This window comes from Magnetococcales bacterium (assembly GCA_015231925.1).
In the GTDB taxonomy this organism is placed as follows: Bacteria; Pseudomonadota; Magnetococcia; order Magnetococcales; family JADGAQ01; genus JADGAQ01.
In genome coordinates this window covers 1-10,993 of the sequence record JADGAQ010000142.1, presented here as the reverse complement: position 1 = coordinate 10,993, position 10,993 = coordinate 1, and the positions used below count along the sequence as shown (strand labels likewise).

The window sequence follows — 10,993 nt, the reverse complement described above, 5'->3', positions numbered from 1 at the left end:
CCCTTTTTTATTTCGGGGTTATGCGGGGTCTATTTTGGGCAAAAAAATAGCCCCGAAAATCGGGGCTGGGGCGTATTGACGTTTTATCCATGTTTGATTCGATGTTTCCAACCCTGCAGCACGGTGATACGATCCTGGTGGACAGGCGCGTCAACCAAGTGGCAGCAGACGGGATCTACGTCTTGCGCTGGGCTGGGCGGCTTGCGGGTCAAGCGGCTGCAAATGATGCGAAACGGGGAAATCCGGGTGATATCCGACAACGAGCGGTACGAAACGGAGATCGTTGGCCACGACAACGGGGAAGACCTACGCATTCTTGGCCAGGTGGTCTGGGCGGGGGGATGTAATTTTGGATAGACAAAAGCAATCAGGAGAAAACAAAAATGGAAACCATTTCCATTCAGCTTCCCGATGACGTGTCCGCGCGATTGCAAAAGTTGGTGCTGACTGCCGGGCACACCAAGGATTTTTATATCTTGGAGGCCATCCAAGAACATCTGGATGACCTTGAAGACTTGCACATCGCCGAGCAACGTCTGGCCGATGTCCGCGCAGGCCGCAGCAAGACCCACACCCTGGAAGAAGTGGAGCGCAGTCTTGGTTTGGCGGATTGATTTCGATGACGTAGCAATAAAGGATTTGGCGAGGCTGGATAAGCAGGTTGCCCGGCGCCTCACTGCTTTCCTGCGGGAGCGAGTGGCCGTGCTGGAAGATCCGCGCAGTCTCGGTGAAGCCCTGAAAGGCTCCAGATTTGGAAACTTCTGGAAATATCGGGTAGGCGACTATCGCATCATCTGCGACATCGATGATGGTATTCTGCGTGTTCTCGTCGTGAAGATCGGCAACCGGCGTGAAGTGTATCGATGAGAATCAGGAATGCTGCCAAAGGAGAAAAACTCCGCATTCCGGATCCACGGACAATCGAGCATAAACCTCGGTCGCCTGTTGAGACTTGTGTCCCAGGGATTGACCGATCACCCGCATCGAAGCTCCGGTGATGGCCTGCCAGCTTCCCATGGTGCGCCGCAAATCGTGGATGCGGGCATTCGAGATCCCGACCCGTTCCAGGATGCGTTCCCAGGCCTTGCGCGGTCCACCAGGTGACCGGTTGCGGAACGGGGGGAGGGGGAAGGACCCATCCGCTTTCGCTGGACTCCTTCAGCCCGAGAAGGATCTCGATTGCGGCGGGCACCAGCGGACCGTGACGGGGAACCGTTTTTGGTCTCTGGGATCCGCCAGACAGCCCGTTCCAGCTTGATCTCATCCCAGCGCATGGAGCAGACATTGCTGCGACGCACCCCGGTGAGAAGGGCCAGCCAGAAGAAGGCGCGATCGGTCTCTTTAGGGTTCTTCCTCTATGGTGAGCCGGAAGCGGTCCATTTCATCGCTGTCCAGGAAGCGTTCTCTTGAGTGGATCGTGTCCTTTCGGATGGAACTGGCCGGATTGCCCTTCTCCCAGAGTCCCCATTCCTTTGCGCGCCCAAAGACCGACGGAACCAGAACCAACACCCGGTTTGTCATGGCTATTCCGCGAGGCGGCTGCAGAAATCGAGGGGTTGGGTCAAACAGACCTGCCCCCTTTTTCGTTATCGGATAATGCAGGGAACCAGCCCGGATGGAGTCGGAACAGCCACGCTCCTCTTTCGACTCCACCACCTCTCACCCCCCGCGTTTGACCGCCTGAACGGCCTCCTCCAGGGACTGCAGAAAACGCGAACGGTCCTTGGGGCCGAAGGGCGGGCCGCCCCCGCGAATCTCGCCGGTATCCCGCAGGTGGGCATTGAGATCACGCATCGCCAAGGCCATGCCGATGCCGTCGTCGTCGAACGGCTTGCCGGTCGGACCAACCACTCGTGCCCCTTTGGCCAGGCAGCGGGCGGCCAGGGGGATATCCGCCGTAATGGCGATATCCCCCGATCCGATCCGCTCCACAATCCAGTCGTCCGCCTTGTCCAAACCGCCGGAAACCACCTCCTGACGCACCACGCGACTCGGCGGCAGACGCATCCACAAGTTGCTGACCATGTACAGAACCAACCCATGGCGTTCGGCGACCCGCACAGCCTCCGCTTTCACGGGGCAGGCATCGGCATCCACATAGATGATCATTCGTCCTCGCCTCGATGAGGGAATTGTCAGGGATAGCGCTCCCCAAAACATCCGGCACCGGCCACCGTCGGAGCGGATGGCTGGCCCGGCGGAATTCCCTGCCCATTTGTCGCGGAACTTCGCTATTCTGCAACGGAGTCCACCTGCTTGGGAGCCAGACCGGGATGCACCTCGCCTCGATGCCCTACCGCCAGAGATACCTCGTGGGGTTGATGCTGCTTCTCGGCGTCTTCGCCCAAATGGCCCAGGCACTGATGCTACGCGAACTCCTCGCCGGTTTCCACGGCAACGAACTGGGCATCGGCGCCTTTTACGGCAGTTGGCTGGGTTGGATCGGCCTCGGCGGCTACGGCGCAACCCGTCTCAAGGCCCCGGCATGGCTGGAGGAGGGCGCTTTATGGCGACTCCTGCTGCTTTTTGCCCCCTTCGCCCTGCTGCTCGGCGTGGCCCTGCTGCGCCTGGCCCGGTTTTTTCTCGATCTGCCCAACGGGGAGTTTCTCCCCCTGGGGGCCTTTCTGCTCCTGGCCGCCCTTGCCACCCTGCCAACCGGGCTGCTGCTGGGGATACTCTTTCCCCTGGCCTGCCAACGCTTCACCGCCTCCGCTTCCCCCCAACGCGCCATCACCGTTCTCTATCTGGTGGAATCCCTCGGAGCCCTGATCGGCGGCATCGGCTTCACCTTTCTGCTGGTGGAAAACCTCGGGGGATGGCGCTCCCTGGCCGCCGTTTCGGCCTTGTCGGGCGCTTATCTCCTCTTTCTGCCGGGGGGCTCCCGCCCTTTCCGGCTGTCGGCCTCCGGCTCCGCACTCCTCTTTCTGCTTGCGGCCCTGCCCTGGCCGGGGGAGGGGTTGCGTCTCTCCCTGGAAGCCGCCCATTTCCGCCTGCTCCACCCCGGCATGGTCCGCCTGGACGGGGTCGAAAGCCGCTTTGGTCAAATCGATCTGGCCCGTCTCGACAATCAATACTCCCTGGTCCACGATGGTCGACTGGGGGTGAGTTTTCCCGCCGGACCCCGCGCCCGTCACGAAGCCGCCTATTACCTGGCCCAGGCCGTCGCGCCACGGCGCATTCTGCTGCTGGGCGGGGTGGAAAGCGGGCTGCCCGAAGCGATGCTGCGCTATCCCATCGAGGCCCTCACCATCGTTCTGCAAGACCCCCTGGCCTTCGAGCTGGTCGAACCCTGGCTGCCCGCCGCCACCCGGCAGGCCTTGAAGGATCCCCGCTTGACCCTGGTCTTCCTGGACGGTCGCAGCTTCGTCAATCAGGGCGGCGATACGGCTCCTTTCGACCTGGCCCTGATTCTCACCGGCGACCCCGTCAACGCCCGGCAAAATCGTCTGCACACCCGGGAGTTTCACCAGGCGCTGCGCCGTCTGCTCACCCCACGGGGCGTGGTCTGCACTCCCGTGAGCAGCGCCTCCAACTACCTGGGCCGGGAGATCGAAAGCTACAGCGCCGCCATGGATCGCACCCTGAAGGAGACCTTCGCCTTCCGGGTGGTGGCCCCCGGTGACCAGCAACTCTTCTGCGCTTCCAACACCCCCGAGGTGGTTTCCGACGCCCCGGAAACCCTCGCGTCCCGACACCGCGCCTTCGCACCCCCCGACGAGGTGCTGCCGGCCAGTCTTTTCGCCCAGTTTCTGCCCGAGGAGCAGACCCGCTCCGTGCGGCAACAACTGGATCAGGCCCGGGGCGAGGTCAATACCGATATCCGCCCGGTCAGCTTCTATCTGAATCTGCTGCTCTGGAGCAAGTACACCCACTCGGAGGCGGGCGTTTTCCTCGAAGGGCTGCGTCGCCTGGGAATTTGGCCCTATCTGATCCCGCCGGGCCTTTTTCTCCTCCTGTTGAGTCTTGGTGGCCTGAGCGGCGCCGTGCCTCCGGCCACCTGGCGCGGCACCACCGCCATGGGCGGCGTGGCCGCCGCCGGAATGGCCGCCATGGGTCTGCAACTCATGCTGCTTTACGCCTATCAGGCTCTGGTGGGGCTGGTCTTCGCCCAGGTCGCCCTGTTGAACGGGGTCTTCATGGCCGGACTGGCCCTCGGGGCCGGTCTGCCGGGACGACGCCTCGCGGAGGGGAAAACCCCCGCCCAGGCCTTGATCTTCCTGTTGATGCTGGTGTCCGGGCTGGCCCTGGCGCTGCCGGAAGGTCTCTCCTCCCTGGAGCGAACCGATCTGGCCCAACGACAGCTCCTCTTCCCGCTCCTCTGCGCCGGAGTGGGACTGCTGACCGGCATCCTCTTTCCCCTGGGAGTGGCCCTGGCCCAAGACCGGAACGCCCTGCAGGCCAGCGGCGTGGTGGAAGCCGCCGATCATCTGGGAGGGGCGGTGGGCGGTCTCCTGGTGGGCAGCCTGTTGCTGCCTCTGCTGGGCATGGCCGGCGCGGGACTGGTCATGGCCTCGATAACCGGTTTCGCGGCCCTGGCCCTGGCTCTCGCCACCTTTCCGTTTCCTCTGCCTCCCGCCTGGTCCGCACGGCTGGGACGTCACCAGAAGCGGCCTTTGCTGGCCCTCCTGCTGCTCGGCGGGGCCATCGGCGTTTTCCTTCTGGCCAACCTGGCACACCGCCTCGACCCGCCTCCCCAAAGCCGTTTCAGCCCGGACACCCTGCGGGAAGTCGCCGGTCCGGGGGAGTTTCGGGAGCTGTCCGAACCTTTTCCCCATTATCGACGCATGACTCAGGACTCCCCCGAAACCGTGGTGCTGGCCAGTCAGCCCCTCGCCGGGGAGATTCGCGGCTACGCCGCAACCCTCAATCTGCTGCTGGCCCTGGACCAATCCGGCAAACTGCTGGCGGCACGCCATCTCCACTCCCACGAAACCCCCTCCTACATCGAAGGCCTCGACGGCTGGCTGGAGAAGCTGAAAGGCCACGACTTCCGCGCCTCCCCGCTGCAGGAGGCCGGAATCGACGCCTTGAGCGGCGCCACCGTCTCCAGCCGGGCCGCCCTGCGCATTCTCGACGCCACGGCGCAACGCTCCGCAACCATCCTTTTCGGCCTGGAACTGCCCGTTGCCGGACACAAACCGCTCACCCGCATCCTCTCCGACCCGCTCTTTCTGGCAATCTGCCTGCTTCTGCTGGGCTTTTTTCCCGTGTTCCTCAGCGCCGGGGAATCCTCCCGATCGATGCTGCTGGCCCTTTCCCTGCTGGTTCTGGGCTTCTGGGGCAACAGCCTCTGGCACGAATGGGACGCCGCCAACCTCTCTCTGGGACGCTGGCCCGATTTCGCCGCCAATCCCAACGGATTCGTCATCACCCTTTTCGTCCTGCTGGTCACGCCACTTTTCGGACAGGTCTGGTGCGGCTACCTCTGTCCCTACGGAGCGTTGCAGGAGTTCATCTCCCGCCTGGGAAGCCGGTTGGGCTGGCGCGCGGCCCTCTCCCCGGCCCACGAAGCTCTGGCCCCGTGGCTGAGGGCCGGCCTCGCCGTGGTGGCCATCGGCCTCTTCCGCTTCGGCGAACAGGGTTTCTGGATAGACTTCAACCCCATGCAACAGCTCTTCGGCGGACGACTGACGGCGCTGGGAGCGGGCCTCGCGGCGGCGGGACTGGTGGGATCCCTGTTCTTTTTCCGCTACGGATGCCGCTGGTTCTGCCCCACCGGGGCCATTCTCGCCCTGGGCAACCGTCTGGCGCTGCTGTCGAAGTGGTTGCCGCCGCGCCGCATCCGCCACTGCGACCTGGGCGTGGAAAGCCCCTTCGACAGCGCCTGTCTGCATTGCCAACGCTGTCGGGGAGAGGTGGAAATCGGACCGGCAAACGCCTTGTCCCAACGACTCGGCACTCTGGCAACCCTTGCGGTGCTGTCGGCCATTCTCTGGCACTGGCATGCGGGCTGGCAAACCGCCTCCGCCTCGACCGGCGGCTGGCGGCGCATCGATGTCCAAATCCTGCAACGCCACATCCAGGAAGGACGATTGGCCGAAAAGGAGGCCTTGTGGTATCATCCCGTTGAAGAGGGCACCAAAACCTCCGGAAAGGTGGATTGAACCATGCCCAGCCTGGTTTGCGACCTCTGCCCCCATTATTGCACCATCCCCGAAGGCGGGGCGGGGGACTGCCGCGTGCGGGTCAACCGCAACGGCGTCTTGCTGGCCACCACCTTCGGGCGGCCATCCTCCGTCCACATCGATCCCATCGAGAAAAAACCGCTGTTCCATTTTCTGCCCGGCACCCCCATCCTCTCCCTGGCCACCGCCGGCTGCAATCTGCATTGCCGCTTCTGCCAGAACTGGCAGCTCTCGCAGCGGGACGGCACCGAAATGGAACAGGTCTTCCGCGCCCCGCCCGAGGCCATCGTCTCCCTGAGCCAGAGGGAAAAGTGCCCCTCCATCGCATACACCTATTCCGAGCCCATCATCTTTTACGAATATGTGCAGGAGACCGCCGCCCTGGCCCGCGCCAAACAGATGCGCAACGTCCTGGTCACCGCCGGCTACATCAACGAAAAGCCCCTGCGTCAGCTCTGCCGCCTCATCGATGCCACCAATACCGATCTCAAGGCCTTCGACGAGCCATTTTACCGCGATATCTGCGGGGCATCCCTCAAACCGGTACTCAAGGCGCTGACAATCTTTCAGGAAGAAGGCGTCTGGCAGGAGATCACCTGCCTGATCGTTCCCACCCTCAACGACGATCTGGTCAAGGTGCGGGCCATGTGCCAGTGGATGGTCAAAGAATTGGGCCCGGAGGTACCGCTGCACTTCTCCCGTTTTCATCCCATGTACCGCCTGCGCAACCTGCCGCCAACCCCCGCCCAGACCCTGGTGCGCTGCCGGGAGGTGGCCCGGGAGGCGGGACTGCGCCATGTCTACATCGGCAACGTCAACGGCCAGGAGGGGGAACACACCTACTGTCCCCAGGACGGCACCTTGTTGATTCGCCGCTTCGGTTTCGCGGTGCAGGAAAACCATCTGAAAAACGGTCGCTGCCCAACCTGCAACCACACCCTGGCCGGAGTCTGGACATGAAAGAACCTACGGAAGAAATACAACCCGCCACATCCGAAAAAAGCCGTCGGGAACTCCTGCGGGAGGGCCTGCTGGCGGCGGGCCTTTTGTGGAGCAGCGGCGTCTGGCCGCAAGACGTTCTGGCCTCACCCAGGGAGTACTCCCTGGATCAGGCCGACCTCCGTGGCCCTCATTCCTTGTTGGGGTGACACCATGTCCCGAATGATTCCGCTGTGCCTTGCCGTAGCCACTTCCCTTCTGATGGGGTTGACCCCGGAGGGGCGTGCCGAAGAGACGGCAACCCCCCCCGAGAGTGCGGCTCCCGTCAGGGAGGTGCTGCCCCCCTCGGTAGCGGGCAGCTGGTACCCGGCGGAGGCGGTCGAACTGAAGGCGATGTTGGCAGGCTTTCTCGCCCAGGCCAAGGCGTTGCCGGAGGGAGAGGCCATCCGGGCCCTGATCGTGCCCCACGCGGGTTACCCCTACAGCGGCGCCACGGCAGCGGAAGCCTTCAAACAGGTGGAAAACCGCTCCTTCCGCCGGGTGGTCATCGTCGGGCCGGGGCATCGGCTGAATCAGCCGGGGCTGGTCCTGCCGGGCGTCAGCCATCTGGCCACCCCGCTGGGGGAGATTGCCGTCGATCGGGCGGCGGTGGCCCGGCTGTCGGCCTCGCCGCTGGCCATGGAGCAGTCCCGCGCTTTTCGCGGCGAACACAGTCTGGAGATGCAACTGCCCTTTCTGCAGCAAGTGCTGAAACCCGGCTGGCAGGTGGTGCCCATTCTGCTGGGAGCGATGGAGGCCGACCTGTTGACCATGGTCGCCGAACTGGTGCGCCCCCTGCTGGATGCGGAGACGCTGCTGGTGGTCAGCGGTGACTTCACCCATTACGGCCCCCAATACGACTATCAGCCCTTCGCCCTGGACGAGCAGACCGAAAACCGCCTTCGGGAGTTGGACATGGGGGCCTGGAGACGTATCGTGGAACACGATGCGCCGGGGTTTGCCGCCTATCGGCAACGCACCGGCATCACCGCCTGCGCTTACCGACCGGTGATGCTGCTTCTGCAGCTTCTGGATAAAGAAAGCACGGTGCAATTGGCCCGATATGAAACCAGCGGCGCCCGCACCGGGAATTTCACCAACTCCGTCAGCTACCTGGCCGGGGTGATCCGGGACCGGCAGCCCTTGTCGAACCCATCCGAAACAGGTGCGCTGCCCGACGAACAGATGCGCCTGCTGCTGCAACTGGCCCGCAAGGCACTGCATCAGGGCGTGGGGGGGGGAGGGCAGGGGGTGAACGCCGATCAGCTGGTTACCGGCATGGCCCTGCCGGAGAGCCTGCACCGCCGCTCGGGAGCCTTCGTCACCCTGAAGGAAAAAGGTGAACTGCGCGGCTGCATCGGCCATATCCTGCCCACCCAGCCGCTTTATCGCGCCGTGGTGGAAAATGCCCTCAATGCCGCCTTGCGGGATCGGCGTTTTCACCCGGTGCAGTCCGGGGAGCTGCCGCTGTTGGAACTGGAGGTGAGCGTGTTGAGCCCATTGCGCCCCATTCCCGGACCCGAAGCCTTCGAAGTCGGCAAACACGGCGTGGTGTTGAGCAAGCAGGGCCGACAGGCGGTCTTTCTGCCGGAAGTGGCGGTGGAGCAGGGCTGGACGCGGGAGGAGACCCTTTCCCAACTGGCCCTCAAGGCGGGCCTGCCCCGAGACGGTTGGAAAACGGGAGCGAGCTTTCAGGTCTTCACCTCTCAAAGCCTGAGTGCGCCCTTTCAGGGGGAATAGGAAGCCCATGTCACCGGCAATTCGTCTGTTTACGGCCTTTGCCCTGGCCCTGACTCTCTCCGCTTGCGCCACCCCGGCCTCCGGGCCGGTGCATTACGTCAAGCTGGAGCAATGCACCTCCGCCCCGGCAACGGTGGTCAACATTGCCGTACCGAATCAGAAGCCCATCTCCCTTTCGCGGGAGGTCTGTCTGCGGGTCCGCTCCGTTCTGGACCGCATCGAGCCACAGTCCGGGGTCCGGGTGGATGAGGTGTTGTTGACCAACCAGCGCTCGGTCAATGCCGGCGCCACCCGAGGGAAAAACGGCTCGACGCTGGTCCTCATTCATGCGGGCATGATGCAGGCTTTGGGAACGGATGACGATGCCTGGGCGGGACTGCTCGGTCACGAAGTGGCCCATCTGGCCCTGCGGCACAGTGAAAACCGTCAATCCAACGAGTCCGCAGCCTCTTCGGCGGGGCGGGTGGTCTCGGAGGTGTTGGGCCAGCTCATTCCGGGGGTCGGCGGTCTGGCGGCGTCGATTGTCGGCGGCACGGTGACGGAAATGGTGACTCGCGGAGCCTTCACCCGTCCCCAGGAGGTCGACGCGGACCGCAAGGGGCTGCAATGGATGGTCGCCGCCGGCTACGACCCCCACGGCATGCTGCGCCTGATGGAGATCCTGGGGCGGCAGGGCTCCGTCCCGGAGTTCCTCTCCACCCACCCCGGTGCGGAAAACCGGCAGCAGATGGTTCAGGAGTTTATTGACAAACAGAAGAAGCCTTAAACATCGCCGGACTGGTCGAATCCATCCCGCCGGAAAAGGCAAAGCCGGCCTGAACCACAGCTTTCCCGCCTGCCGGCAGAAGCTACGGCAAAGCCACCGGTCAGGTCTCTCCTCAATCGAAGTAGCCGGGCAAAACAAAAAAGGGTTGGACAGCAACCTGTCCAACCCTTCATCAGCCCTTCGTCACCATTTCAATGGTGGGCGGTATAGGATTTGAACCTATGACCCCTACCGTGTCAAGGTAGTGCTCTACCCCTGAGCTAACCGCCCCTGTTGCTGCCCGACGCCGGGGAGGCGAATGCCGCCGGCCCGGATCTGCCGCATTTTGCCGTTGCGTTCATCCAATCGCGACAGCCCGCCTTTTATGACTTCTGAAGGGGGATTTGTCAAGATGAGGCGTGACGGAAGGCAAAAAAACTTTCTCCTCAGGCTTCGCCTTCGGTGTCCACCAAGGCCGCCGAAACCGCGTCCTCCACACTCTTGCCGCCCCAGATGATCCACTGGAAAGCCGGGAAAAAGCGGTTGGCTTCGTGATCCAGAGCATCCATCACATCCTCCAACTGCTCCTGCGTCAGGCGGCTTCCCCGCAACGGCAGCACCACGCGAACCAGAGGAACCAGCTCCTCCCCCCAGATCTCGAAGTGCCCCAGCCAGATGCGTTCGTTGATCAGAGAGATGGCCTCGGCAAGCTGACTCTGCATGCGCGGCGGGATCTTGATATTCAGGTAACAGTTGAATTGCAGAAACTCGGATTCTTCGTGAAAGACCACCCAAAGCCGATAGCTGCCCCAGGAACTGGGCATTTCGGCCCACAATTCGTGTTCGTTGACCCGATCCGAGTTCCAATCATTCTCGATGGCGAATTCTTCCACCATACCGACCGGGTTCTCGCCGGATTCATCGGAAGCAGTTGGGCTTTTTTTGTCCGAGCGCGTCATGGGGTAAATCCCGTGGATGATTGACTGGGCAGGGGAAAGAGCGGGATGAAGTCCACAGCTCTTTTCCTTTGAACCAAACAGGCGACGGAGTTGGTCTGCAGCCAGCTCACGCGCCCTATTGAACCGTTAATGATGCCCTGAACCGGGTCTGTTTGCAAGGCCTCTCCAGGAGTAAACGGGAGCGAATCGAGGCGATTGGGGAAGAGACAGGCCGGGGTGGCGAAGGGGGAACCACCCCGGTTCCGGGGAACCGGGGTGGCAAGAAAGGTTTCAGTGCTTGGCAGCACCCACAGCGCCGATGCCCGTTTCGCAACGCACGGATTGGGCTTCGAAAAGCTCCTTCTCCTTGCGGGCGCCTTCGCTGTTGTCGGTGATGGAGAAGAACCAGCATCCCACGAAGGCCAGGGTCATGGAGAAGATGGCCGGATCCTTGTAGGGGAAGAGCG

At 63.1% G+C, this 10,993-nt stretch carries 14 protein-coding genes and 1 tRNA gene; 8 read left to right on the top strand and 7 right to left on the bottom strand.

The genetic code is table 11. From position 1 onward, the window contains the following. Positions 1-89: 89 nt before the first annotated feature. From HQL56_14295 to HQL56_14285, 3 genes are read left to right on the top strand one after another with little or no spacing between them, the layout of a single operon-like run. On the top strand, positions 90-347 hold the full coding sequence (locus HQL56_14295) for a S24 family peptidase (GenBank protein MBF0310689.1): 258 nt from the start codon (positions 90-92) through the stop codon (positions 345-347). Between the two features lie 36 nt (positions 348-383). Further along, positions 384-614 carry a CopG family transcriptional regulator gene (locus tag HQL56_14290; GenBank protein ID MBF0310688.1) on the top strand — a complete coding sequence of 77 codons (231 nt, stop codon included), beginning with the start codon at positions 384-386 and terminating at the stop codon, positions 612-614. After that, positions 598-867 (top strand): type II toxin-antitoxin system RelE/ParE family toxin, encoded by a 270-nt coding sequence (locus tag HQL56_14285; GenBank protein ID MBF0310687.1) that lies wholly within the window; start codon positions 598-600, stop codon positions 865-867. The genes HQL56_14290 and HQL56_14285 overlap by 17 nt, the downstream gene beginning before the upstream one ends. Before the next feature lie 3 nt (positions 868-870). Here HQL56_14285 and HQL56_14280 read toward each other — a convergent pair whose 3' ends face one another. The 4 genes from HQL56_14280 to HQL56_14265 form a co-directional block, all read right to left on the bottom strand. Next, on the bottom strand, positions 871-1,071 hold the full coding sequence (locus tag HQL56_14280) for a tyrosine-type recombinase/integrase (GenBank protein MBF0310686.1): 201 nt from the start codon (positions 1,069-1,071) through the stop codon (positions 871-873). Further along, positions 975-1,316 (bottom strand): hypothetical protein, encoded by a 342-nt coding sequence (locus tag HQL56_14275; protein ID MBF0310685.1) that lies wholly within the window; start codon positions 1,314-1,316, stop codon positions 975-977. The genes HQL56_14280 and HQL56_14275 overlap by 97 nt, the downstream gene beginning before the upstream one ends. A gap of 25 nt (positions 1,317-1,341) precedes the next feature. After that, positions 1,342-1,521, bottom strand: a complete 180-nt coding sequence (locus HQL56_14270) for a hypothetical protein (protein MBF0310684.1) — start codon at positions 1,519-1,521, stop codon at positions 1,342-1,344. A 138-nt stretch (positions 1,522-1,659) separates the two neighbouring features. Beyond that, positions 1,660-2,160: a YaiI/YqxD family protein gene (locus tag HQL56_14265; protein MBF0310683.1), complete on the bottom strand. Its 501-nt coding sequence runs from the start codon at positions 2,158-2,160 to the stop codon at positions 1,660-1,662. Positions 2,161-2,273: 113 nt separating this feature from the next. Between HQL56_14265 and HQL56_14260 the strand changes: the two genes are divergently transcribed. Genes HQL56_14260 through HQL56_14240 form a run of 5 tightly spaced genes read left to right on the top strand, consistent with a single transcriptional unit; the run spans position 2,274 to position 9,609 of the window. Then, on the top strand, positions 2,274-6,104 hold the full coding sequence (locus tag HQL56_14260) for a 4Fe-4S binding protein (protein ID MBF0310682.1): 3,831 nt from the start codon (positions 2,274-2,276) through the stop codon (positions 6,102-6,104). A 3-nt stretch (positions 6,105-6,107) separates the two neighbouring features. Further along, positions 6,108-7,085, top strand: coding sequence for an AmmeMemoRadiSam system radical SAM enzyme (amrS, locus tag HQL56_14255; GenBank protein ID MBF0310681.1), 978 nt, complete (start codon positions 6,108-6,110; stop codon positions 7,083-7,085). Beyond that, the gene (locus HQL56_14250) at positions 7,082-7,273 is read left to right on the top strand and encodes a hypothetical protein (protein ID MBF0310680.1); all 192 of its coding nucleotides are present in this window, start codon (positions 7,082-7,084) and stop codon (positions 7,271-7,273) included. Before amrS ends, HQL56_14250 begins: the two co-directional genes overlap by 4 nt. Before the next feature lie 4 nt (positions 7,274-7,277). Then, on the top strand, positions 7,278-8,843 hold the full coding sequence (amrB, locus tag HQL56_14245; GenBank protein ID MBF0310679.1) for an AmmeMemoRadiSam system protein B: 1,566 nt from the start codon (positions 7,278-7,280) through the stop codon (positions 8,841-8,843). Between the two features lie 7 nt (positions 8,844-8,850). Beyond that, positions 8,851-9,609, top strand: coding sequence for a M48 family metallopeptidase (locus HQL56_14240; GenBank protein ID MBF0310678.1), 759 nt, complete (start codon positions 8,851-8,853; stop codon positions 9,607-9,609). Between the two features lie 195 nt (positions 9,610-9,804). Here the strand turns inward: HQL56_14240 and HQL56_14235 are convergent. From HQL56_14235 to actP, 3 genes are all read right to left on the bottom strand, one after another. After that, positions 9,805-9,879, bottom strand: a tRNA-Val gene (locus HQL56_14235). Positions 9,880-10,034: 155 nt separating this feature from the next. Further along, positions 10,035-10,547 (bottom strand): YbjN domain-containing protein, encoded by a 513-nt coding sequence (locus HQL56_14230; GenBank protein MBF0310677.1) that lies wholly within the window; start codon positions 10,545-10,547, stop codon positions 10,035-10,037. A gap of 270 nt (positions 10,548-10,817) precedes the next feature. Beyond that, positions 10,818-10,993: cation acetate symporter (gene actP, locus HQL56_14225; protein ID MBF0310676.1), on the bottom strand; the 176-nt coding region annotated here is incomplete at its 5' end.

What these genes read in the sequence shown, in the direction of transcription:
- HQL56_14295 (MBF0310689.1), top strand. Translation starts at nt 90, where the DNA reads ATGTTTGATTCGATGTTTCCAACCCTGCAGCACGGTGATACGATCCTG.
- HQL56_14290 (MBF0310688.1), top strand. Translation starts at nt 384, where the DNA reads ATGGAAACCATTTCCATTCAGCTTCCCGATGACGTGTCCGCGCGATTG.
- HQL56_14270 (MBF0310684.1), bottom strand. Translation starts at nt 1,521, where the DNA reads ATGACAAACCGGGTGTTGGTTCTGGTTCCGTCGGTCTTTGGGCGCGCA.
- HQL56_14265 (MBF0310683.1), bottom strand. Translation starts at nt 2,160, where the DNA reads ATGTTTTGGGGAGCGCTATCCCTGACAATTCCCTCATCGAGGCGAGGA.
- HQL56_14260 (MBF0310682.1), top strand. Translation starts at nt 2,274, where the DNA reads ATGCACCTCGCCTCGATGCCCTACCGCCAGAGATACCTCGTGGGGTTG.
- amrS (MBF0310681.1), top strand. Translation starts at nt 6,108, where the DNA reads ATGCCCAGCCTGGTTTGCGACCTCTGCCCCCATTATTGCACCATCCCC.
- HQL56_14250 (MBF0310680.1), top strand. Translation starts at nt 7,082, where the DNA reads ATGAAAGAACCTACGGAAGAAATACAACCCGCCACATCCGAAAAAAGC.
- amrB (MBF0310679.1), top strand. Translation starts at nt 7,278, where the DNA reads ATGTCCCGAATGATTCCGCTGTGCCTTGCCGTAGCCACTTCCCTTCTG.
- HQL56_14240 (MBF0310678.1), top strand. Translation starts at nt 8,851, where the DNA reads ATGTCACCGGCAATTCGTCTGTTTACGGCCTTTGCCCTGGCCCTGACT.
- HQL56_14230 (MBF0310677.1), bottom strand. Translation starts at nt 10,547, where the DNA reads ATGACGCGCTCGGACAAAAAAAGCCCAACTGCTTCCGATGAATCCGGC.